A 20,955-nucleotide genomic window follows, 5' to 3' on the forward strand; every position below is an offset into this window, starting at 1 on the left:
AAGGGGAAGTCGCGTACGTCCCACTCCTGGCGGAAGCTCGACTGCACCAGCACCTGGTCGAGCGTCCGGCCGCCCCGGTCGAGTACGTGCGGCTCCGAGGTCACGGGGCCGTCCGCGTTGGACAGGGACACGTGCGGCAGCGGGTCGGAGCTCCGGTCCGGGCAGATCGTCCACAGCCACAGCCGTGCGGAGAACCGGCTTCTGACCGGGTCGATGTCGAACAAGTCGCTGAAGTAGGCGCCCAGTTCGCAGCGGGCCACGCCCGCTCGCGTGGGTGCGGCCGCGTACGCGGCGGGGGCGGCCAGGGCCCAGTACGCCCACGCGCCGAAGGCGGCCGCCAGTACGGCCCCGAGCAGGGACAGGACAGCGCGACACTTGCGCGCGCAGGGTTTCGCGACGATGGGTTTCGCGACCATAGACGTCCATCGTCACCCGCCCCGACCGGGAGTGGACAGGCTCGCGGACCGGATGCGCCGGTGTGGGGGACGTCTCCGCTCCCGCGTCCGAATGCGGGCGGCCGCGCGTCCACGGACCCGTACGCCTCTTCCCCGGCCGAGGTCGGGGTCGGCCGGGGAAGAGGCGGGCTCGGGGGTCAGAGGAGGTCGGTGAGGAGCTGGTAACTGGTGGGGTCGCCGGGCATCTGCCAGTGGAAGCCCTGGAGGAGGAAGCAGGCGACGAGGTTGCTGGCCGCGAAGGCGAGCAGCACGGCGAGGGTCACGGCCGACGCCCTGCGCAGGGCGGGCGAGGCGACGGATGCGTCCAGGGGCTCGGCCTCGGGGGCCAGGAACAGGGCGGCTCCGGCGGCGACCGCGGCGGCGAGGAAGGCGATCAGGGCCCAGGTGTACAGGTGCAGGCCGAACAGGGCGCCCGCGTACCCGGGATCCGGGGGCACGATGTGCATCAGGACCTGGGTGGCGGAGACGGTGCTCCCGATCAGCGCGGCCACCACGGCCCACCCCCAGCCGGAGGCGAACTCGCGGGTGGTCACCGCGCCGTTGCGCGAGCGGGCGATGATCCAGGCCGGGCCGACCGCGCTGAGCAGGAAGAACATCCGCTGGAGCAGACACATGGGGCAGGGGTACTCCCCCAGCCCGAACTGGAAGAAGTAGGCACCGGCGAGGGTGCCGCACATGCCCAGGACGTAAGCGTGGGCGAACCACAGTCCGAGGCGGTGGGAGAGGCGGGCCGAGGTGGCGGGGGCGGGGGCGGCGGTGAGTGTGGCGGTCATGAGAGGTCTCCTCCTCCGAGGGGCGTACGGCTCAGAGGGCGATGTGGAAGGTGTGGTCGAGGACGTGGGGCAGGAACGCCAGCACCGTGACGGCCAGGGTTCCCGTCCACAGCAGCGTCCGGGACCGGCGGGGCCACTCACGGACCACCGCCATGACGCACAGGAAGATGAGGAGGAAGAGGAGGGTGTACATGGTGTCCCTGCTTCAGCGGAAGGCTTACGACCTCACCCTCCGCCCGCGCCCCGCACCCCGGTAGGGGCAACGCGTCGATGTACTCATAGAGCCGCTCTATGAGTGCGCACCGCGCGCACCGACCGGTTCGCCGCGGCCACCGCGCTACGGCGTGCCGGACTCCTCGCCGTCGTACACCGTCGAGACCGCGTCCGGGCTCCAGGCGTAGGCGAACGGCAGGAGGTCCTTGATCCCGACGCTTGCCACGACACCCTCGGCCGTGGGGAGGAGCACGCGGATGCCCGGGTGGTAGTCGAAGAGCACCTGCCGGTCCCTGCCGCACGGGCCGGCCACGCCGCGGCCCATGTTGCCGACGGCGACGATCGTGGAGAGTTCCCGGGCGCCCGAGGCGCGCGCGTGGCCGAGGGCGACGAGTTCCGCGCAGGGGCCGCCGGTGAAGTGGTAGAGGTTGATGCCGCCGTACATCGTGCCGTCGGCGGCGCGGACGGCGGCGCCCATGGTGTGGACACCGTCCTGCCCGTCGGTGTTCGCGTCGACGATGTCACGGGCGAAGTCGATGAGTTCACGGTCGGCCGCGGTCAGTTCGTGGATCGGGATCTGCATATCCGCAGGCTACGGAGGTGCGGCTCGCGCCGCGAACGCGGGTCAGTCCTCACTGCCGGGGTGGGTCCACATCGGCAGGGACAGCGGCTTGCCCGACTCCACATAGGTCTTGAGGTTGGACAGGACCGCCGACCAGCCGCCCGCGGCCTCGCGGCGCTCCTTCTCGTCGCGCAGGTTCTCGTGGGTGACGGTGAGCCGGACCGTACCGCCCAGCGGCTTGAGTGCGAACGTGACCGTGGCGGGGCCGTCGGGGCGGTCCTCATCGGGGCCGGCCCAGGTGAACACCAGGCGCTCGGGCGGGACGGACTCGACGATGGTGCCCACGACGTCGGCGACGCCGGAGCCGTCGGTGCGGCGGTGCTCCCAGGCGGAGCCCGGCTGCCAGTCCGAGACGTTGCTGTGGCCCCAGTACGCGGCGGTCATGTCGGGGTCGGTCAGGGCTTCCCAGACCTTCTCCGGGGTGGCCTCGATGTAGGTGGTGTAGACGAATTCCGGCTTGGCGGACATGGCGGACTCGGCTTTCCGTTTCAGTGCGCTCAGCGCCTGGAGGCGCGGGCGCTCGAACTTCTGGATCCACCGCTCCTGGATCTCGTGGAGCGGCACGGGGTTGAGGTAGTGGAGCTTCTCGCGGCCCCTGCGGACCGTGCTGACGAGATGCGCGGCCTCCAGCAGGCCCAGGTGCTGGGTGGTCGCCTGGCGGGACATCTCCAGACCGTCGCACAGCTCACCGAGGGTCTGGCCGTTGTCCTCGAACAGCCGGTCCAGCAGACGCCTGCGGGTCGGGTCGGCGAGGGCCTTGAAGACCTTGTCCATCTCATCGCTCACCCTTCCATCATGCAAGCATTTACTTGCATGTCAAGTTCCGGAAGCCCGTCCCGAGCCCCATCAGCGCCGATCCCCGCGGCGCCGCACAGTTCTGGCCAAAACACGGGAAATTACTTGATCGCGCCATCGTGATGAAGTCCTAATGGCCGCGGGGGGTCCTGTCGTGGTGACGAAGAATGCAGCCGGAGAACTCAAGAGCAGGTCAGCGGTCCCGCTACCGCTCTGCCGGGCGATCCGCCCGCCACGGCCCACCCCCGGGTGCCGTGCGTCCTTCCGCCGTGCGACGGACCGGCGGAGACTGGACACCCCCCATCACCCCCAGTCGCTCAGCCGCGTCGGCGCAACCCGTCGGCGGAGCGTCCCCCCTGCGCACAGTACGGAGTGAGATGTCCGAAGACACGGCCACCCTGAGCGGTGCCGTCACCTATCTGGAACTGCTGGCCATGCGGTCCTCCCGCGGAGCCTTCAGTCAACCGGCGCTGCAGGCACGGCGGGGAGGCGCTCCGCCCCACGTCGTGGACGACCTGGAGCGGGCCGAGCAACTCGCCCTAGGGGTCGAGCAGCAGATGGCCGACCTGGAGCGGCGCAAGAACGAGCTCGCGCTGCTGATGGACACGACCCGGGCCCTGGCGGAGCAGGAGGACCTCGACTCGCTGCTCACGACCCTCGTACGCCGCACCCGGCTCCTCCTGCACGTCGACATGGCCTGGGTGCTGCTCCTCGACGGCGAGGACGGCTCGTGCATCCGCGCCGCCGACGGCGCGATCTCCGTACTCGGCGGGGTCGCCCGCGTCCCCGTCTGGCAGGGCCTCAACGCCATCAAGGCGGTGGGGCAGTCGCCCGTGTGGACCTCCGACTGCCACCGGGACGACACGATCCCGCGCTCCGAGCACATCGAGGCCGTCGTCCTCGAAGAGGGGCTGACGGCGCTGCTCGCGGTGCCGCTGCGCAGCGCGGGCAAGGTGGTCGGCGTACTCTTCGGCGGCGACCGGGTCGCCCGCTCGTACACCGCGGACGAGGTCGCGACGATGTCCACCGTCGCCAACTACGCCGTCGCCGCCGTGAAATCGGTCCAGGCCCTGGAGCTCGCCCGCGGCCGGGTCACCGAGCTCGCCGCCGAGCTCGACCGACTGCGCACCGGGGAGCGGGCGCGGCGGCAGACGGCACAGGACGGTCGACGGCTCGTGGAACTCGCCCTCGGCGGAGTCGATGTGAAGGCGTTCACCGTCACCGCGGGCCAGACGCTCGACGGCTCGGTCTGGCTGCGCGACGAGAACGACGACACCATGGCCCGCACCAGCGGCCGGTGGGACGACGAGGAGGAGCTGGCCGCCGCCACCTTCACCGCCCGCGCCGAGCAGCGCGTCGTCCACCTGGACGACGGCACCGTGGTGGTGCCCGTCCGCACCGGCGAGGAGGACCGGGGCGCGTTCGTCCTGCGCTGCCCGGCGGAACGCACGCCCGACATGGACCTGGTCCGGTACGCGGTCCAGGCGGCGGCGATCCTGGTCACGCTCAGCCGCGGCGGCGAGTCCGCCGACCGCAAGTTCCGCGACGAGGCGCTGGACCGGCTGCTCAACGGCGTCCCCTTCAGCCGCCGTTGCCAGCGCCGCCTCAAGGGGCTCGGGCTCGATCTGAGCCGTCGGCACGCCGTGATCGTCACCCAGCTCCCGGTCGGCGACGGACACGCGCTGTCGACCTGGACGTCGACCTTCGTCTGGCTCCGCGGGGGCGCCAGAACGGTCCACAACGGCCATCTGGTGATCCTGCTGCCGCACTCCGACGCCCGTGAGGCCGCCCGCGATGTGAAGCAGCGCCTGGCCAAGACGCTCGGCCGGCCGGTCGCGGTGGGCGCGGCTTCGGCCGGTGGCGGCCCGGAGGAGCTCCTCGCCGCGTATCAGGAGGCCGCCGCCTGTCTGGACGTCCTGACGATCCTCGGCAAGGAGGACGCGGACACTCCGGCGATGGCCGACGAACTCGGCTTCGTCGGCATGCTGCTGGGCGGCAGCCGGGACATCGGCGCGTTCATCGAGCAGACGCTCGGCCCGATCCTCACCTACGACGAGCGGCGCTCCACCAATCTCGCCGCCACCCTGGAGGCGTACTTCGCGGCGGGCGCCAGTCCCACGTACGCGGCGGAGGCGCTGCGGGTGCACACCAACACGGTGGCCCGGCGCCTGGAGCGCGTCTCGCAGCTCCTGGGCCCCGAGTGGCAGCAGCCGGGCCCGGCCCTGGAGATCCAGCTCGCGCTGCGCCTGTCCAAGGTCAGCGCGTCGCTGCGGGGCCACGCGGTGGCCGGGCAGGTCGTGCGCTGACGTCGCTCCACGAGGCTCCCCGCGCCCGCCCCGGTACGGGCTCCCAGGAGCGTGTGCCGGGGCGGGTCCCGGTTCAAAGACAGGCTCTCAGGCGGGGGCGTGCGCCGTAAGGAAGTCGTCGACGACGCGCTCGACGTACTCGGCGGTGACCGAGCGCCCGGCGAGCAGACGGCGGTACATCAGCGGGCCCGCCAGCTGGTCGACGGCCAGGTCCGCATCGAGGTCCGCGGCCAGTTCGCCGCGGGCCTTCGCGTCGTCGAGCACGGTGCGGAAGACGCGGGAGCCCTCGCGGTAGAGCGCCTCCTTGAGCTGGGCGAAGACCGGGTCGACCCCGGCGCGTTCGATGACCGCGCGCAGCCCGCGGTCGCTCACCGGGTCGTGCAGCAGGCGCCGCAGCCCGTCGAGTTCGCGGATCAGGTCGTCGCGCAGGACGCCCGTCGGCGGTGTGTGCGCGGTGGAGATCCGCTCGGCGATGACGTCGCGGACCAGGCCCGAGGCGTCGGGCCAGTGGCGGTAGAGGGTGGTGCGGCCCACGCCGCTGCGGGCGGCGACGGCGACATGGGTGACGGCCGACCAGCCCTGCTCGATGAGCAGGTCGCGGGCGGCGGCCAGGGCGGCGGCCCGGCTGCGCTCGGCGCGCGGATCGGGCCCGCGGCCCGGCGCGTCGGAGGTGCGGCTCGGCTCGGTGGGCGCGGACATCCGGCTCCGTCCTGTCGTCGTCGTGGCACGAGTGTAAGTCGTACGGCCCTGCCGGCCGCGCCTCCTCCGCGTGGCGTATACGCAGGTCACACCCGTCGGCGGTACGGCTCACCACCATGCGCCCCGCCGCACCGGCCGCCGTGCGACCCGCCGCTGAACCGTCTTCCCCGACAAAGCTTATGGAACAGCTTGCCCCACAGCTAGGTGTGGGGCAAGCTGTTCCATAGGTTCGGAACAACGTGCACCGTTGAGTGCCGGCCCGGCGTCTTCCCCCACCGCCGCAATGACCGCAGCAGCGACACCCGACCCCGCTTGTGAGAGGACCCCCTGCCATGACCGCCACCGAGGGCCGCGCCCAGCCCGACCTGACGCTGATGTACGCGACCCACGACGCCTTCCGGCGCGACCTGGGCCTGCTGGCCGCGGCCGCCCGGGACAACGGCACCGCGCCCGGCTCGGCCTTCCGGACCGGGTGGGAGACCTTCCAGACCTTCCTGACGATCCACCACACCGCCGAGGACAAGGTGCTGTGGCCGCTGATGCGCGCCAAGCTCGCCGACGACCCGGAGCGGTTGAGGATGCTCGACGAGATGGACGCCGAGCACGAGGTCCTCGACCCGCTGCTGGAGAGCGTCGAGGACGTACTGGCCCAGCGGCAGCAGGAGCGGCTGCCCGCCCTGATCGCCACGGTCGCCGACAAGCTGGCCCACCACCTCGACCACGAGGAGCAGGCGGCGCTGCCCGTCGTCCTGTCGGTGCTCAGCGCCCCGGAGTACGACACGTTCGGCGCCGAGCAGCGGCGGATGCTGGGGGTCAAGGGCGGCGCCCTGTACTTCCCCTGGGTCCTTGACGGCGCCTCCGAGGAGACGCAGCGCACCGCGCTCGGCGTGGTGCCGCCGCCGGTGCGCTTCCTCTACCGGGCCGTGTGGCGCCCGCGCTACCAGAAGCGCACCCGGGCCTTCTCCCAGGCCGCCGCCTGACACCCCTCCGGCGAGCACGACGGTGCCCGGCGTCCATCCGATGGACGCCGGGCACCGTGCCGTAACGGGTCTGCCGGTCAGTCGAATTCAACCGAGGCCGAGACCGAGACCGAGGTCGAGGCCGCGACCGGGGCTCAGGCGAAGTCGGCCGTGTGCGCCTCGGCCCAGTCCCGGAAGCTGCGGGCGGGGCGGCCCAGCACGCTCTGCACATCCGGGAACAGCCGCCCGCGGAAGTCGTCGCCCGATTCGAGCGCCTTCCGCAGCGCCGCCACCACGCCGTCGGCAGTCGCCTCCCCATATACCCCCGCCATGACCGCGCGGTGCTCCTCGATCGAGATCTGCTCGAAGCGCAGCTTCCGGCCGAGCACCGATCCGAGCACCGCCACCTGCTGACGGGCCGTCAGTGCCTCGGGGCCGGTCAGCGCGTAGGTGCGGCCCCCGTGGCCCGGCTCGGTCAGCGCGCGCACCGCGACGTCGGCGATGTCCTCCGGGTCGACCAGCGCCTCGGGCAGATCGGCGACGGGGCTGCGCACCACACCGTCCCCGCGCGCCGCGTCCGCCCAGCCGAGGGCGTGCGTCATGAAGCCGTTGGGCCGCAGGATCGTCCAGGCCAGGCCCGACTCCGTGAGCGCCTTCTCGGCCTGGCGGTGCCACAGGCCCAGCGGGGTGTCGTTCTCCTCCTCGACCTCCGCGACGCCGAGCGTGGACAGCTGCACGATGTGCTCGACACCCGTCTTCCGCGCCACGGCCACCAGATTCGCGTCGTGAGTGCGCTTGTTGTGCCCGAGCGACATGAGGAAGACCTTGCGTACGCCGTCGAGCACGTCCGGCAGCGTGTCGGGCAGGCCGAGGTCGGCGCCCACCACTTCGATCCCGGCGGGCAGTCGGGCGCGGGCGGGGTCACGGGTCAGGGCCCGTACGGAATGGCCCGCCGCGTGCAGGCGCGCCAGCACCTTGCCGCCGACGTTGCCGGTCGCCCCGGTCACCAAAATGGTCATGGGTGTCTCCGATTCAGCTGGTTGGGAAGGTGCGGTGGTCAGTTGGCGGGGCGGTCCAGGACCGTGCGCAGGGCGTCCTCCAGGCCCGCCGCCCCCGAGTCGTCCGCCGCGCGCCAGGCGATGAAGCGGTCGGGGCGCACCAGCGCGGCGCCCGTGGGCGTCACGCCATAGCTCTTCTCCCAGCCGCTCGCCCGATGTACGGCGATCTCGATGCCGAGCCGCTGGGCGGCGCTCTTCGCCGCCTGCTCCCACCCCGTGGCGTCGGCCCCGGCGAGCAGGACGAAGGACCGGCCGAACAGGGCCGTGGTGGAGCCGCCGCCGTCGAGCGACACGTACGGCGCCCGTGAACCGGGGCGCCCGGTGGGGGCCGTGGGGTCTTCCAGGAGCTCGCCCTCGTCGCCCGGCTCCAGGACCACGGCGCCCTGGGCGCAGCGGTAGCCGAAGACCTGGACGACCGGGTGGATGGGCGCGGCCGCCGTACCGTCGTCGAGGTCGGGACCCAGGCGCTCCACCGTGTTGGCGAACTGCTGTTCCGCGATCATGTCGGAGACCGGCCTGCGCTCCGCGTCATGGCTGGCGAGCAGCCCGGGACCGGCCTGCCCCCGCACCGTCATGGCCAACTTCCAGGCGAGGTAGAAGCCGTCCATGATGGCCGTGTTGCCGCCGAGCCCGCCGGGCGCCGGCACCACCTTCGCCGCGTCGCCCACGAGGTGCACCCGCCCCACGGAGAACCGGTCCGCGACCTCGCACACGATCTCGGTGCGCCCCGAGCCGGCCACCGTCAGCTCCAGATCGGGCATGCCCAGACCGGTGCGTACGAGGGCGGCGCACTGCTCCTCGGTGTAGCCGCGGAAGTCGGGCTGGTCCTTGGTCATGCCGTGGATGTAGCCGTAACGGCCCGGGATGTCCGTGGTGTAGAAGACGCCCGGCACCGGCTGCAGGAGGTGGAAAAGGGCGAACCTGCGGGCCTCAGTCACCCCGCCCGCAAGCCCCTCCAGGGGGCCGCTCATGTCCGCGTCGAAGAAGACCCGGAAGACCTCGCCGAGCCGTCCGCGCCCGTGGATGCCGACGCCCAGGGCCCGGCGCGCCGGGCTCTTGCGGCCGTCCGCCGCCACCAACTGGTCGGCGTGCACGGTGCGTTCAGCGCCGGTGGCCACGTCCCGCAGGAGCGCGGTGACCCCGTCGGCATCCTGGGTGAAGGAGACCAGCTCGGTGCCGAAGGCGAGCTCGGCGCCGAGCTCGCGGGCGCGCTCGGCGAGGATGACCTCGGTGTGCTCCTGGCTGGCCATGGCCCAGTCCTCGGGCGAGACATGGCCCATGCTCATCTCGCCCTGTGTCATGATGCCGCGCAGCACCGGGCCGGAGAGCGTGTCGGCGAGCGCCATGTAGAAGTCGCCGGTGCCGCCCGGCGAGGCGGCGGTGATCCGGTCGGCCACGCCGCCGACGCGCAGCGCCTCCATCGTGTGCGGGTACTGCCCGCGCGCCTTCATCACGACGGAGGTGCCGGGGTGTTTCTCGACCAGCAGCGGCCGGACGCCGTGCAGGCCGAGGAAGAGCGCGGTGGACAGGCCTGACAGACCGCCGCCGGCGATGAGAACGGGCACGGATGCCTCGGACACGGACACTCCCGGGTTCGGTGGACAAGACGGTGCCTTCAGCATCGACAGCCGGGACGGTGACCGGATCGGGGCGCGATGCCGACGGGCTGGGGGCCCGGTCGTGACGTACGGCGCCGTCGTCCTCCAACGAGTCACCAACCAGGCATCAGCGGCGGAGCGGAGTGTGGAGAGCGCCCCGGGGGCCACCACCCCGCGATCCGGAGCCTTCCGGCCCGCACCGGTGCCCGGTGTCACCGTTCGTCCTAACGAGGAGTCTTCGTGGTCGTCTTCGTCAACAAGCTGACGCTCATCGGCAAGCCCGAGGAGCTGGAGCGGATCTACGCGCACGTCGCCGAGTTCATGGAGGTGCAGCCCGGTCTGATCCGCTACCAGCTGATCCGCTCCCAGAAGGAGCCGGGCATCTACTTCAACGTGGCCGAGTGGGACAGCAAGGAGTCCTTCGACACGGCGCTGACCGAGCCCGAGTTCCGGGCCCGCCTCAAGGCGCTGGGCACCGTCATCAAGGGCGAGCCGCACCTGAGCGACGTCGTGGTCGAGGGCGTCGCCCGCCAGGCCGGAGCGGCCCGGTGACCCCCGACGTCGCCGCGGTCATGGCGTCCGCCGGCACCCATGTGCCCGCCGTCTCGGCGGACACGTACGCCCAGATCCTCCAGTTCTACGCCCGCCACATGCAGCTGCTCGACGCGGGCTCCGCGGAGGAGTGGGCGGAGGGCTTCACCGAGGACGGGGTGTTCGCGCAGAACGTCAAACCCGAGCCGTGGAAGGGCCGTTCGCACATCGCCACCTCGATGCGGCGCGGCGTGGACCGCCTCGCGGGACGCAATGTCCAGCGCCGCCACTGGTTCTCCATGGTGGTCGCGGTCCCCGAGAGCGCCGGGGCGGGGGAGGAGGAGGCGGTCCGCACCCAGTACTACGCGGTGGTCTTCGAGACCCCGCACGGCGGCAAGGCCTCGGTGTATCTGAGCACCACCGGCGAGGACGTGCTGGTCCGGCGGGCCGGCCGGTGGCTGATCAAGCACCGCGACATCAACCACGACGGGTCCTGAACCGATGGCGCCCCCGCTCCCGGAGCTTCCCGAGACCGCGGACGGCCGCCTCTACGCCGAGATCCAGCGGTTCTACGCCCGCCAGGTGCGCCTCCTCGGCGAGGGCGACGTGGACCGCTGGGCGCTCACCTTCACCGAGGACGCCGTCTTCGAGCAGGAGGCCCCGGCGGACAAGGTCTTCGCCGGGAACGCGCCGCCCGTACGCACCGGGCGCGCCGCCATCGCGGCGGCGGCGCGCGGGGCGGTCGGCGAGCGCCGGGCGGACGGGCGGGTACGGCGGTATCTGATCGGGATGCTGACCGTGCGTCCCGCCTCGGACGGCGCCGTGCACACGCGCTACGACGCGGTGCTCGTACAGACCCCGCGAGGCGGGCCCTGCGAGCTCCACTTGAGCACCACCGGGCGGGACGAGCTGGTCCGTCACGACGACGGCTGGCTCGTCCGGCACCGGGTCAACTCCCATGACAGCGTGGCCGGTTCGCACACCGGCACCGAGCAGGAGGAACACCATGGCCGATCTGACACGTGAGCGGGTGGAGGCTGCCTACGCGGCCCTCATGACCGGCGACCGGAACAAGATCACCGAATACTGGTCCGAGGACCTGCGCTTCCAGATGCCCGGCAACCACCAGTTCGCCGGCTGGTTCAACGGCCTGGACGACTACCTCCAGAAGATGGGCAAGCTGGGCGAGGCATGCGGCGGCCGCATCCAGGCCGACACACTCAGCATCCTGATCAACGAGGCGGAGGGCATCTCCGTCGACATCTACCGGCTCGACGGCTACCGCGCGCACGCCGAGGAGGGCACCGTCTCCCCGTACGAGCGGCTCCAGGTCGAGGGCGTGCACATGCTGCGCTGGGAGAACGGCAAGATCGTCGAGGGCCGCAGCGCCCTGTTCGCCGACGGTGTCACCCGCGGCAACCTGTGGTGGTCGCCGGTCGGCACCGACGGAGAGCGCACGGAGCTGTGACCGGGCCGGCCACGGGCGCCGACACCGGCCTGGCCGGGCGGTGCGTCGTCGTCACCGGGGCCGGTACCGGCATCGGGCGGGCGGTGGCGCACGCGTTCGCCGACGAGGGCGCCCGGGTCCTGGTCGTGGGGCGCGGGGCCGCCCGGCTCGCCGAGACCGCGGCCGGGCGCCCCGGCATCCACCCGTTCGCCGCCGACGTCTCGACGCCGGACGGACCGCGGCTGGTCGTCGAGGCGGCCGTCCGCGAACTCGGCGGCCTCGACGTCCTGGTGAACAACGCCGTGACCATGCGGTCCGCCCCGCTCGGCACCATCGAGGCGGACGACACCCACCGCCAGGTCGCCACCAACCTGCTCGCGCCGCTCTTCCTCACCCAGGAGGCGCTCCCCCACCTGGAAGCGGCCAAGGGCACCGTCCTCAACGTCACCACCGCCGGCAACCAGCGCGGCTGGCCCGGCCATTCCGTCTACGGCGCCACCAAGGCGGCGCTCGACTTCCTCACCCGCACCTGGGCGCTCGAACTCGCGCCGCGCGGCATCCGGGTCGCCGCCGTGGCCCCCGGGCCCGTCGAGACACCCATCGGCGAGCACGCCGGGCTCGACCCCGCGGGCATCGAGCGGATGCGCGAGCGACAGCGCGCCCGGGTGCCGCTCGGCCGGGTCGGACAGCCCGAGGAGATCGCCTGGTGGCTGGTCCACCTCGCCCGCCCCGAGGCGTCCTTCGCCACCGGCCTCGTACTGCCGGTGGACGGCGGCGCCGGGGTCGTGTTCTGACCGCACCGCGAAATCGATACGTCCACACCGACACGTCTGCAACGACACGGAGTAGCAATGGAATTCGGTATCAATTTCTTCCCCACCGTCGGTCCGGAAGAGAAGCCCGCCGATGTGTACTTCGACGAGGCCCTGCGGCTGGTGGAGCTCGCCGAGGAGCTCGGCTACGACCACATCAAGACCGTGGAGCACTACTTCTTCAAGTACGGCGGCTACAGCCCTGACCCGGTGACGTTCCTGGCCGCCGCGGCCGCCCGGACCAGCCGCATCAAGCTGGTCACCGGCGCCGTGATCCCGGCCTTCACGCACCCGCTGAAGCTGGCGGGCAAGCTCGCCATGCTGGACAACATCTCCAAGGGCCGCCTCCAGGTGGGCTTCGGCCGGGCCTTCCTGCCCGACGAGTTCGACGCCTTCGAGCTGGCCATGGACGAGAGCCGGCCCCGCTTCCTGGACGGCCTGCGCGCCTGCCAGAAGCTGTGGTCCGAGGAGAACGTGGTCTGGGACAGCGAGTTCCACAAGTTCGGCCCGGTCACCCTGCTCCCCCGCCCCTACCAGCGCCCGCACCCGAGGATCCTGGTGGCCGCGGCCATCACGCCCTCGTCGTGCGAGCAGGCCGGTCACGACGGCCACGGGCTGCTGCTCGTGCCGTCCATCTCCAAGCGCGAGAAGGTGCAGGAGATGCTCACCCTGTACCGCAAGGCGTACGCCGACGCGGGCCACGCGCCGGGCGGCGACGAGGTGCACCTGAGCTACGGGTGCTACCTCAGCGAGGACTCCGCCGAGGCACGGGCCAAGGGCCGTGAGTACTCGCAGCGCACCAACGCCGTGATGGTCGACGCCGTCGCCGCGTGGGGCACCCGCCGCAGCGAGGGCTACGCCGGATACGAGGCCATCGTCGACAAGATCAAGAAGTCCGACTTCGACAAGTCGGTGGCCGAGAACAAGACGCTGGTCGGCACCCCCGACGAGGTCACCGAACGGCTGCGCACCATCCGCGAGTGGTACGGCGACGTCACCATCAGCCTCCAGATGATCTCCGGCAACCCGCCCTACGAGGAGACGGCCCGCACCGCCCGGCTCTTCGCCGAGCAGGTGATCCCGAACTTCCGGTAGGCACACGGCAGTTCGCACCACCGCGAGGCACGAGGAAGGGGCTCCCCCGAAACCATCGGGGGAGCCCCTCTCGTATGTCCGCTGTCAAAAGCGGTGCGTCAGACGCGGTGTATCAGGCGCGGTGCGTCAGGCGCCCGCGACCGAGGCCACCAGGAGCGAGGCCACGCGCGCGGCCACCGCCGAGATGGTCAGCGCGGGCGGTACGGCGCCGGACGAGCCGTGCAGCAGCGAGCTGTCGACGACGTACAGGTTGCGCGCGCCGTGCACACTGCCGTCGGCGGCGGTGGCGAGGCCGAGCGGCACACCGCCCACCACGTTCCCGCCCGTGGTGCCGATGCGGTTGAAAGCGGTCCTGCTGCCCGGGGTGACCGCGTTGAGCCGGTCCAGGGTGTGCTGGACCGCATGGGTCGCCCGCACCGCGCGCGGGTCCTCCACGGGCCAGTTCAGGACGACGTCGTCCTTGCCCGCGTCGTAGCGGAAGGAGCCCAGGGGTTCGGTCGGCGAGGCGCCGATCGTGGTGATCCACCCCTCGTCGGACGGGGCGTCCACCCAGGGGAAGTTGAGGAGGGTCACCGGGGCGTGCGGGTTGTCCTGCCAGTCCTTGACGACGACCGAGCACGGGCCGCCCTGCGCCGGGTTGTTGGGGGCCATCCCCGTCCGGGCGGTGATCACCTCGCTGTTGCCGACCCTGGTGCCCACCGAGGCGTCCAGGCCGGGCAGGTACCCCGCGGCCTTGGCGCGCAGCAGCAGCCGGGTGGTGCCCAGCGTGCCCGCCGCCAGGACCAGGTGCGTGGTGCGCACCTCGTGCCGGGCCACCAGCGTGCCGCGCTCGTCCAGTTCGTCGTACGAGACCAGGTGGCCGTCGCCCTGCGGACGGATCCCGGTGACCACGCTGAGCGGGCGCACCTCGACGCGGCCCGTCGCCTCGGCGCGGGCCAGGACGGTGAGGTCGACGCTGCGCTGGGCGCCGCTGTTCACCCCGAAGACGTTGAGCCCGGCGATGTGCGAGGCGGCCCGGCGGCCGGCCATCTCCTCGCGGACCGCGTCCCAGTCGACGGCCAGGTCGACCAGGTCGTAGGGGATGCCCGCCCGCTCCAGCTGGTCCATGAAGTCGCGCGAGGAGCGGTAGAAGTCCGAGTCGAGGACGTCCTTCGGTATCGGGGAGCAGCCGATCAGCTCCCGCGCCTGCGGGTACCAGACGTCGTGCATCTCCTGCTGGTCGAGGAAGTCCCCGAAGGCCCGGCGGAACAGCTCCGGCGAGGGCTCGACCATCGTGCCGTTGCTGAGCAGCGAGGCGCCGCCGACACCGGCCGCGGCGATCATCGTCAGGCCCTCGCCCTCCAGGGATTCGAGGACGCCGGGGTAGATGTCGAGCGTCTGGTCGGTGAGCGGGGACTTCGGGCTCAGCCAGGACGCGCGGCCGTCCGGTCGGTGCTGGGTGGCGAAGGTGTCGCCGTCGGCGCCGACCTGCCAGCGGCGGCCGCGCTCAAGCACGATCGTGGCGACCCCGGCCTCGGCGAGCCGCAGGGCCGCGATCGATCCGGCGTAACCGCTGCCGACGACCAGGGCGTCGGTGCGGTGCTGATGGGTTTCCATGGGACGGCCTCTCTGAACGGGTCCGAACATACGTAAGGGTTAGGCGAGTTGGGCGTGTGGGGGGAAGCGGGGGCATGGGACTCAGCCCAGCGGTTCCAGCGTGCGGGCGAGCAGGTTGGCGGCGTTGCGCGCCAGCGGGACGTCGGCCTCGGCGGCGACCAAGCCGTGTTCCACCAGGAGCCGTCCCACCCGGGAGGCGATCAGGGCGAACCGGAAGCCCGCGAACACCTCGTACCAGTCCATGTGTGCCGCGACGGGCCGCCCCGCCAGCTCCTCGTAGCGCCGTATCGTCTCGGCGCGCCCGGGAAGCCCGGCCAGCCGGGGTGCGCCGACGCCTTCGCTGAGGTGCCGGTCGAGGTAGAGGTACCAGCCGAGGTCGGCCTCGCCGGGGCCCAGGAAGGTCATCTCCCAGTCCAGTACGGCCACGGGGGCCACACCGGAGAACATCAGGTTGCCCAGGCGCGCGTCACCCCACAGCAGGCTCGGCCGCTCCGGCTCGGGCGGCAGCCCGCCCCGCAGCAGCGCCAGCGCCTCGCGGACCGGCACCGAGTCCGCGCCACCGAAGTGGTCCATGTGGGCTTCGTAGTAGTCGAGTTGGGCGCCGAGGCCGTACGGGCCGTGTGCCGAGAGGCGCAGGCCGTCGAGGCCGAGCGCGGTGACGTCGAGGCGGTGGATGCGGTGCAGCGCCTCCACACCGCCCCACCACACCGCCGCGCGGCCGCCTTCGTCGAGCGCGGCCACCGGTCCGCCGTCGCGGTGGTACGAGGGCAGGTCCGGCGGGACCCAGCCCTCGACGCGGTCCATGGCGTAGAAGGGCGCGCCGAGCAGTCCGGGGTCGGGCTCGAAGCCGATGACACCGGGCACCGGAACATCGGTGTCCCGCAGGGCGTCGAGGACGCGGTACTCCTCGTCGAGCCGGGAGCCCGGCATCACCTGATAGCGGGTGGGGGCGACCCGGACGACCAGGCGGCGGTGCCGCTCGGCGCCCGCCCGCCCCCACTTGGTGTCCACGAGCAGCGTCTCGTTGGAGAAGCCGAGGCCCTCGGGCACCTCGACGCGGACGCGCAGGTCCGCCGCCTCCGGCAGGCGTTCACCGAGCCAGGTCGTCAGATGTTTCCGGGTGAGTTCGGGATCACGTTGCTGGGGCACGGGCATGGCCGGCTCCTCCATCCATATACGGGTGTCCCCCATGGTCGAGGTGGCCGATGGGGGGCGGATGGAGGATGAACGGCGACGCCGGGCGCGGCGTGACGCGCTCATCGGCGGCTCTGCATCCGCCTCCGACCGGTTCCCCAACCGCCTCCCCCAGCATGGCTGTTGACCAGAGAACACCATTTGGGAGGTCGACATGTCCTGGGCACCGCCTGTGGGTGCGTTTGTGGAGCCGCAGCTGTTCCGGCACATACTCGGCCACGTCCCGAGCCCCGTCACCGTGGTCACCGCGGCGACGGCGGCCGGGCCCGCCGGGCTTGTGGTGGGGTCGTTCGTGTCGGTGTCGCTGGAGCCGCCGCTCGTCGGCATCTTCATCGACGAGAAGTCGGTGAGCTGGCCGCCGATGAGCGAGGCGGGGTCCTTCACCGTCAACATCCTCGCCCATGACCAGCAGGAGCTGTGCGCGCGCTTCGCCAAGAGCGGCGGGCCGGGCGACACCGCGGGCAAGTTCGCCGGTCTGACGTGGTGGGAGTCGCCGCACGGCAACCCGGTGCTGCCGGGCACCACCGCCTGGCTGGACTGTCTGGTGCGCCAGGTCCAGCGGCTCGGCGACCACTTCTTCGCCGTCGCCGAGGTGGTGGGTCTGGGGGTGGACGCCGCGCGCCCGCCGCTGGTCTTCCACCGGGGCGCCCTGCACACCGTCGCGCCCTCCTCCGAGGCGTCGGCCGAGCACGGCTAGCGTTCGCGCCGGACCATGACGTCGCCCCGCCGGTCGAACCGGCGGGGCGACGTCGTGCGCTGTGCGCTCGGGCCGGACAGAGCTCAGGCCAGACAGACCAGTGCGCTCCCGCCGTTGAGGCGGGCCATCTCGCCCATCACCGGGGCCGAGCGGATCTGGGTGTCCAGGGGCTTGCCGAGCGCCTCGGAGTAGGCGCGGTGCAGATTGGCCACCAGCCGCTCCGGGTCGCGCAGCTCCGCGTACGCGCCGAGCTGGGTGTCGCGGGCCGCCTCGAAGGGACTGATTCCCGCCTCGGTCCCTTTCCTGGCGACCTCCTGCAACCAGCGCAGATACGCCTCCGCCTCGTCGAGGGCCTCGGGCCCGGCCACCGGCCCGTGCCCGCCCACGACGGTACGGGGCTCAAGCGCCCGCAGCCGCGCGATCGCCTCCAGGGAGCCGACGATCGACCCCGCGAGCAGGAACGGCGTGCAGCCCGGCATCAGGACGTCGCCCGCGAACAGCACCCGGTGCTCGGGCACCCACACCACGACGTCGTTGTTGGAGTGCGCCGGGCCCACGTACAGCAGCTCGACCGCCAGCTCGTCGACGTACACCGTCAGCCGGTCCTCGAAGGTCACCATCGGCAGGGAGCGGCCGAGGTCGCCGAGGTCGCCCCAGTCGGTGTCGGGCCACACGTGTTTGAGGCCCTCGCCCTTCTCGGCCATCTCGGCGCGGGTGTGCGCGTGCGCGATGACGGTGGCGTGCGGGGCGGCGACGGCGTTGCCGAAGGTGTGGTCGCCGTGGTGATGGGTGTTCAGGACGGTGCGCGGCTCGGCGCCGCCGAGTTCGAGCGCGGCGGCGCGCAGGGCGCGGGCCCTGGCCTCGGTGGCCGCGGTGTCGACGAGCGCCACCGAGTGGGGGCCGGCGAGGATCCCGGCGTTGTTCAGGCACCAGCCCCCGTCGGGCTGGACGTACGCGAAGATCCGGTCGGCCACCTCCTCCACTCGGGGCGGCGGTACCTGGGCGAGGTGGCTGTCGGAGGGCGTTGTGGATGGCAGGCTCATGCGTTCCACGGTGGCCGGACCTCCTGGAGGACAGGAGGTGCGCCGATGACCGGCGGCTGGAGGGACCCGGGCCGCGTCACGGCAGGGGGAGGGCCCGGCGGTCCGCACAAACCGCCGGGCCCAGGGGAGGAAGGTCTCAGAGGGTGAGGACGACCTTGCCGTTTGCCTGCCGCTGCCGCAGCGCGTCGAGCGCGGGCTCGGGATCGCTCCAGGACCCGACGGCCGCGACCTCGGGAGTGAGCCGCCCCTCGGCCACCAGGCGCACCAGCGAGGCGAGGTCCCGGGCGACGCTGCGGCGGGTCACCTCGTCGAAGAGGTGGAGATAGCTGATCCGCAGTCCGGGGCGCGCATGGCCCCAGTCCAGCGGCAGCCGCAGTTCCTCACGCACGGTGTTGCCGTAGCACACGACCGTGCCTCCCGGCCGTACGCGCCCGAAGGCGCCGGCGAGCACCCGCCCGCCGACGCTGTCGACGAGGACGTCCACCGGACCGCCGGTGGCGTCGCCCTCCTCGTACGTCTCGACGGTGTGGGCGCCCAGGGACCGCAGGCCCTCCGCGCGGCCCGGGGAGCCGACCTGGGCGATCACCTCGGCGCCGGCCGCGGCGGCGAGCTGCACCAGCATCCGGCCCACGCCGCCGCCCGCGCCGGTGATCAGCACGGACCTGCCGAGCAGCGGTCCCGCGTACTCCAGTGCGTACAGCGCGGTCAGTCCGGCCACCGGCAGAGCCGCGGCGGCGGGCCACTCCATGCCGCTGGGCACGGGGGTGAGCCGGGTCGGCGACAGGGCTATCCGCTCGGCCCAGCCGTCGCGTTCGGCGAGCGCGGTGACGCGGGTGCCGGCCGCGGGCCCGGTCCCGTCGGCGGCGGCGCGCAGGACCGTGCCCGCCACGTCCCAGCCGAGCCGGGACCCCGGGGGAAGCTGCCCCATCAGTGCGAGCTCACCGCGGTTGACGGCGATCGCGTGCACCTCCACGAGCGCCTGGTCGGGGCGCGGCTCGGGCTCGGCGACCGAGTCGAGGCGCAGTCCGGAGTCACCGGACACCAGTGCCTTCACGAGGCCTCCGCCCAAGTCGCTTTGGTCCATGGGGACATGGTTGTGGATCTCCTTCTCGGAAGGTTACGAGGGCGACGAAAGTTACGAGGGTTGCTGCTCAGCGGTGCGTACGAGGTCCGGGCCGCGGGTGGTCGCCGGTCACCACCTCAGCCCGCCGTTGACCTCCAGGACATGGCCGTTGACGTAGTCGGAGCCGTCGTCGGCCAGGAAGAGCGCGGCGTCGGCGACCTCCTCGGCCCGCCCGGCGCGCCCGGCCGCGATCTTGCCGCGGTAGTAGTCCCAGAGGGCTTCGTGGCGGGCCAGCTGGCGCCCCATCCCCTCGTCGATGAAGCCAGGGCTCAGGCAGTTCACCGTGATGGGCTGTCCCGCCAGTTCGACGGCGACGACCCGGGTGAGCATCTCGATCCCGGCCTTCGACGCCGCGTACGCCGACGAGCCGGGGGCCACCCGGGTCGCCAGGGCCGACGACATGGTGATGACGCGGCCCCCGCCGTCGCGCAAGAGGTACGGCACCGCTGAACGCACGGACAGAAACGTACCGTTGAGGTTGGTGGAGATGACGTCCGCCCAGTGGGCGGCGTCCAGCCGCTCGGCCGGACCGGCCCGGCTGACGCCCGCGCCGGCCACCAGGACGTCCAGGCGGCCGTATGCCTCGTACGTGCCGCGCATCAGTGCTTCCACCGAGTCCGGGTCGCGGACGTCGACGGGGTGGTAGGCGAGGTCGCCCTCGCCCACCGGCGGCAGTTCGCGTCCCTCGTCGGGCTCGCGGGCGGCGCAGACGACGCGGCACCCTTCCTTGGCGTATGCCTGGGCGATCGCGTACCCCAGGCCTTTGGTGCCACCGGTGACGATGGCGACCTTCCCTGCGAGTCGCACGTGTGCCTCCTCGGGGATCGTGTCGACGGGGGCCGACGTTACGGAATCCCGAGGGAGGCTGACTGAACTCCCGATGGGGGGCCGCGATGGAGCGAGTTGACGGATCCTGAACTCTCCTGGGAGAGCTGCCCGGACCCCGGGGATAGTCTCGCTGAACAACGAAGCCGTCGGTCGTCGCCGGTTTCGTTATTACGGGGAAACAAGCGAGAGGTCGTCATGGAATTCTCGGTGCTCGGTTCGCTGCGCGTGCGTGAAAACGGTCACGATTACGCCCCCACGGCACCCAAACAGCGCCAGCTCCTCGCGCTGCTCGTCTTCAACGCCAATCAGGTCGTCACGGTCGGCACATGTATCGAGGAGCTGTGGGGAGAAAGCCCCCCGGATACCGGGCTTTCCACGCTCCAGTCGTACGTTCTGCAGCTCAGGCGCATCCTGAAGCGGGTGCCACGCATCGGCAGCCTCAAGGCGGCGCGCGAATTGCTGCAGACCAGGGACGGCGGATATCTGCTCGCCGTCCACCCCGAGGAACTCGACGTCAATCTCTTTCACGAGCTCGTACGACAGGGCAGGTCCGAACTCGGTAAGAACGACGCCGCCGCTTCCGAACTGCTGTCGACAGCACTGGGGTTGTGGCAGGGATCGGCACTCTCCGACGTCCAGGCGGGACCCGTTCTGCGTATTCATCTGGCGGGCCTGGAGGAAACCCGGATCAGCGTCCAGGAACAGCGCATCGACGCCGATCTCAGGCTCGGCAGGCACCATGACCTTCTCGGTGAACTGAGCGCGCTGTGCGCGTCGTATCCCACCCATGAGAATCTGCACGCCCAGTTCATGCTGGCGCTGAGCCGTTCCGGCCGACGCACCCAGGCGCTGGAGGTCGTACAGCGGCTGCGCAGGATGCTGGGCGACGAACTCGGGCTCGAACCGTCCCCCCGGATGAACCGTCTCCACCAGGCGGTGCTGGCCTGTGACCCGGTGATCGACGCCCCCAGGGAGACCATCCCGCTGCTCTCGCTCGACCTGCTGGCCCACAGCGGAGCCCGCTCGGCCTGACCCTGAAAGCACGCCGGAACGCCCGGCCGCGAAGACCTCCACGGTCTTCGCGGCCGGGCGTTTTCCGTATACGCGGCAG

General features: G+C 72.0%; 22 protein-coding genes. 10 read left to right on the plus strand and 12 right to left on the minus strand.

What is annotated here, in order from left to right; translation table 11 throughout:
- Positions 1–592 precede the first annotated feature (592 nt).
- The 4 genes from OG965_RS05560 to OG965_RS05575 form a co-directional block, all read right to left on the minus strand.
- Positions 593–1,228 (minus strand): disulfide bond formation protein B, encoded by a 636-nt coding sequence (locus OG965_RS05560; RefSeq protein ID WP_371649714.1) that lies wholly within the window; start codon positions 1,226–1,228, stop codon positions 593–595.
- A 31-nt stretch (positions 1,229–1,259) separates the two neighbouring features.
- A complete protein-coding gene (locus OG965_RS05565) occupies positions 1,260–1,421 on the minus strand; it encodes a hypothetical protein (protein ID WP_371649716.1) in 162 nt (53 codons plus the stop codon).
- Positions 1,422–1,565: 144 nt separating this feature from the next.
- Positions 1,566–2,024, minus strand: a complete 459-nt coding sequence (locus tag OG965_RS05570; protein WP_371649718.1) for a cytidine deaminase — start codon at positions 2,022–2,024, stop codon at positions 1,566–1,568.
- 42 nt (positions 2,025–2,066) lie between these two features.
- Entirely contained in the window at positions 2,067–2,837 is a 771-nt protein-coding gene (locus OG965_RS05575) for an ArsR/SmtB family transcription factor (protein ID WP_371656851.1), read from the minus strand.
- Positions 2,838–3,235: 398 nt separating this feature from the next.
- On the opposite strand from OG965_RS05575, the gene OG965_RS05580 reads away from it, so the two are divergent.
- A complete protein-coding gene (locus tag OG965_RS05580; RefSeq protein ID WP_371649720.1) occupies positions 3,236–5,164 on the plus strand; it encodes a helix-turn-helix domain-containing protein in 1,929 nt (642 codons plus the stop codon).
- A gap of 87 nt (positions 5,165–5,251) precedes the next feature.
- On the opposite strand, the gene OG965_RS05585 is transcribed toward OG965_RS05580, so the two are convergent.
- Positions 5,252–5,863 carry a TetR/AcrR family transcriptional regulator gene (locus tag OG965_RS05585; RefSeq protein ID WP_371649722.1) on the minus strand — a complete coding sequence of 204 codons (612 nt, stop codon included), beginning with the start codon at positions 5,861–5,863 and terminating at the stop codon, positions 5,252–5,254.
- Between the two features lie 332 nt (positions 5,864–6,195).
- Between OG965_RS05585 and OG965_RS05590 the strand changes: the two genes are divergently transcribed.
- Positions 6,196–6,843 (plus strand): hemerythrin domain-containing protein, encoded by a 648-nt coding sequence (locus OG965_RS05590; protein WP_371649724.1) that lies wholly within the window; start codon positions 6,196–6,198, stop codon positions 6,841–6,843.
- A 134-nt stretch (positions 6,844–6,977) separates the two neighbouring features.
- Here the strand turns inward: OG965_RS05590 and OG965_RS05595 are convergent, their stop codons facing one another.
- Both OG965_RS05595 and OG965_RS05600 read right to left on the minus strand, forming a co-directional pair.
- On the minus strand, positions 6,978–7,841 hold the full coding sequence (locus tag OG965_RS05595) for an NAD(P)H-binding protein (protein ID WP_371649727.1): 864 nt from the start codon (positions 7,839–7,841) through the stop codon (positions 6,978–6,980).
- A 38-nt stretch (positions 7,842–7,879) separates the two neighbouring features.
- Complete coding sequence (locus OG965_RS05600; RefSeq protein ID WP_371649729.1) at positions 7,880–9,460, minus strand: FAD-dependent monooxygenase; 1,581 nt, start codon at positions 9,458–9,460, stop codon at positions 7,880–7,882.
- A 258-nt stretch (positions 9,461–9,718) separates the two neighbouring features.
- On the opposite strand from OG965_RS05600, the gene OG965_RS05605 reads away from it, so the two are divergent.
- The 6 genes from OG965_RS05605 to OG965_RS05630 are packed head-to-tail and all read left to right on the plus strand — an operon-like array spanning position 9,719 to position 13,363.
- On the plus strand, positions 9,719–10,030 hold the full coding sequence (locus tag OG965_RS05605; protein ID WP_371649731.1) for an antibiotic biosynthesis monooxygenase: 312 nt from the start codon (positions 9,719–9,721) through the stop codon (positions 10,028–10,030).
- Positions 10,027–10,506 (plus strand): nuclear transport factor 2 family protein, encoded by a 480-nt coding sequence (locus OG965_RS05610; protein ID WP_371649733.1) that lies wholly within the window; start codon positions 10,027–10,029, stop codon positions 10,504–10,506. Before OG965_RS05605 ends, OG965_RS05610 begins: the two co-directional genes overlap by 4 nt.
- A 4-nt stretch (positions 10,507–10,510) precedes the next feature.
- Entirely contained in the window at positions 10,511–11,035 is a 525-nt protein-coding gene (locus OG965_RS05615; protein WP_371649735.1) for a nuclear transport factor 2 family protein, read from the plus strand.
- Positions 11,016–11,477: a nuclear transport factor 2 family protein gene (locus OG965_RS05620; protein WP_371649737.1), complete on the plus strand. Its 462-nt coding sequence runs from the start codon at positions 11,016–11,018 to the stop codon at positions 11,475–11,477. The genes OG965_RS05615 and OG965_RS05620 overlap by 20 nt, the downstream gene beginning before the upstream one ends.
- The gene (locus OG965_RS05625) at positions 11,474–12,250 is read left to right on the plus strand and encodes an SDR family NAD(P)-dependent oxidoreductase (protein ID WP_371649739.1); all 777 of its coding nucleotides are present in this window, start codon (positions 11,474–11,476) and stop codon (positions 12,248–12,250) included. Before OG965_RS05620 ends, OG965_RS05625 begins: the two co-directional genes overlap by 4 nt.
- A gap of 57 nt (positions 12,251–12,307) precedes the next feature.
- Positions 12,308–13,363: an LLM class flavin-dependent oxidoreductase gene (locus OG965_RS05630; protein ID WP_371649741.1), complete on the plus strand. Its 1,056-nt coding sequence runs from the start codon at positions 12,308–12,310 to the stop codon at positions 13,361–13,363.
- 126 nt (positions 13,364–13,489) lie between these two features.
- On the opposite strand, the gene OG965_RS05635 is transcribed toward OG965_RS05630, so the two are convergent.
- Together OG965_RS05635 and OG965_RS05640 are read right to left on the minus strand one after the other, a co-directional pair.
- Positions 13,490–14,959: an FAD-binding protein gene (locus OG965_RS05635; protein WP_371649743.1), complete on the minus strand. Its 1,470-nt coding sequence runs from the start codon at positions 14,957–14,959 to the stop codon at positions 13,490–13,492.
- Between the two features lie 81 nt (positions 14,960–15,040).
- The gene (locus OG965_RS05640) at positions 15,041–16,114 is read right to left on the minus strand and encodes a phosphotransferase family protein (protein WP_371649745.1); all 1,074 of its coding nucleotides are present in this window, start codon (positions 16,112–16,114) and stop codon (positions 15,041–15,043) included.
- Positions 16,115–16,307: 193 nt separating this feature from the next.
- Here OG965_RS05640 and OG965_RS05645 point away from each other — a divergent pair, with 193 nt between their 5' ends.
- On the plus strand, positions 16,308–16,850 hold the full coding sequence (locus tag OG965_RS05645; protein ID WP_371649747.1) for a flavin reductase family protein: 543 nt from the start codon (positions 16,308–16,310) through the stop codon (positions 16,848–16,850).
- Between the two features lie 83 nt (positions 16,851–16,933).
- Here the strand turns inward: OG965_RS05645 and OG965_RS05650 are convergent, their stop codons facing one another.
- The 3 genes from OG965_RS05650 to OG965_RS05660 form a co-directional block, all read right to left on the minus strand.
- On the minus strand, positions 16,934–17,893 hold the full coding sequence (locus OG965_RS05650; protein ID WP_371649749.1) for an MBL fold metallo-hydrolase: 960 nt from the start codon (positions 17,891–17,893) through the stop codon (positions 16,934–16,936).
- Positions 17,894–18,029: 136 nt separating this feature from the next.
- On the minus strand, positions 18,030–18,977 hold the full coding sequence (locus tag OG965_RS05655; RefSeq protein WP_371649751.1) for a zinc-binding dehydrogenase: 948 nt from the start codon (positions 18,975–18,977) through the stop codon (positions 18,030–18,032).
- Positions 18,978–19,085: 108 nt separating this feature from the next.
- Entirely contained in the window at positions 19,086–19,823 is a 738-nt protein-coding gene (locus tag OG965_RS05660) for an SDR family NAD(P)-dependent oxidoreductase (RefSeq protein ID WP_371649753.1), read from the minus strand.
- A gap of 216 nt (positions 19,824–20,039) precedes the next feature.
- On the opposite strand from OG965_RS05660, the gene OG965_RS05665 reads away from it, so the two are divergent.
- On the plus strand, positions 20,040–20,876 hold the full coding sequence (locus OG965_RS05665; protein WP_371649755.1) for a BTAD domain-containing putative transcriptional regulator: 837 nt from the start codon (positions 20,040–20,042) through the stop codon (positions 20,874–20,876).
- Positions 20,877–20,955: the final 79 nt, after the last annotated feature.

This window comes from Streptomyces sp. NBC_00224 (assembly GCF_041435195.1).
In the GTDB taxonomy this organism is placed as follows: Bacteria; Actinomycetota; Actinomycetes; order Streptomycetales; family Streptomycetaceae; genus Streptomyces.

Coding starts and splice junctions, on each gene's coding strand:
- OG965_RS05560 (WP_371649714.1), bottom strand. CDS start 1,228: ATGACCGCCACACTCACCGCCGCCCCCGCCCCCGCCACCTCGGCCCGC.
- OG965_RS05565 (WP_371649716.1), bottom strand. CDS start 1,421: ATGTACACCCTCCTCTTCCTCCTCATCTTCCTGTGCGTCATGGCGGTG.
- OG965_RS05570 (WP_371649718.1), bottom strand. CDS start 2,024: ATGCAGATCCCGATCCACGAACTGACCGCGGCCGACCGTGAACTCATC.
- OG965_RS05575 (WP_371656851.1), bottom strand. CDS start 2,837: ATGGACAAGGTCTTCAAGGCCCTCGCCGACCCGACCCGCAGGCGTCTG.
- OG965_RS05580 (WP_371649720.1), top strand. CDS start 3,236: ATGTCCGAAGACACGGCCACCCTGAGCGGTGCCGTCACCTATCTGGAA.
- OG965_RS05585 (WP_371649722.1), bottom strand. CDS start 5,863: ATGTCCGCGCCCACCGAGCCGAGCCGCACCTCCGACGCGCCGGGCCGC.
- OG965_RS05590 (WP_371649724.1), top strand. CDS start 6,196: ATGACCGCCACCGAGGGCCGCGCCCAGCCCGACCTGACGCTGATGTAC.
- OG965_RS05595 (WP_371649727.1), bottom strand. CDS start 7,841: ATGACCATTTTGGTGACCGGGGCGACCGGCAACGTCGGCGGCAAGGTG.
- OG965_RS05615 (WP_371649735.1), top strand. CDS start 10,511: ATGGCGCCCCCGCTCCCGGAGCTTCCCGAGACCGCGGACGGCCGCCTC.
- OG965_RS05620 (WP_371649737.1), top strand. CDS start 11,016: ATGGCCGATCTGACACGTGAGCGGGTGGAGGCTGCCTACGCGGCCCTC.
- OG965_RS05630 (WP_371649741.1), top strand. CDS start 12,308: ATGGAATTCGGTATCAATTTCTTCCCCACCGTCGGTCCGGAAGAGAAG.
- OG965_RS05635 (WP_371649743.1), bottom strand. CDS start 14,959: ATGGAAACCCATCAGCACCGCACCGACGCCCTGGTCGTCGGCAGCGGT.
- OG965_RS05640 (WP_371649745.1), bottom strand. CDS start 16,114: ATGCCCGTGCCCCAGCAACGTGATCCCGAACTCACCCGGAAACATCTG.
- OG965_RS05645 (WP_371649747.1), top strand. CDS start 16,308: ATGTCCTGGGCACCGCCTGTGGGTGCGTTTGTGGAGCCGCAGCTGTTC.
- OG965_RS05650 (WP_371649749.1), bottom strand. CDS start 17,893: ATGAGCCTGCCATCCACAACGCCCTCCGACAGCCACCTCGCCCAGGTA.
- OG965_RS05655 (WP_371649751.1), bottom strand. CDS start 18,977: ATGGACCAAAGCGACTTGGGCGGAGGCCTCGTGAAGGCACTGGTGTCC.
- OG965_RS05665 (WP_371649755.1), top strand. CDS start 20,040: ATGGAATTCTCGGTGCTCGGTTCGCTGCGCGTGCGTGAAAACGGTCAC.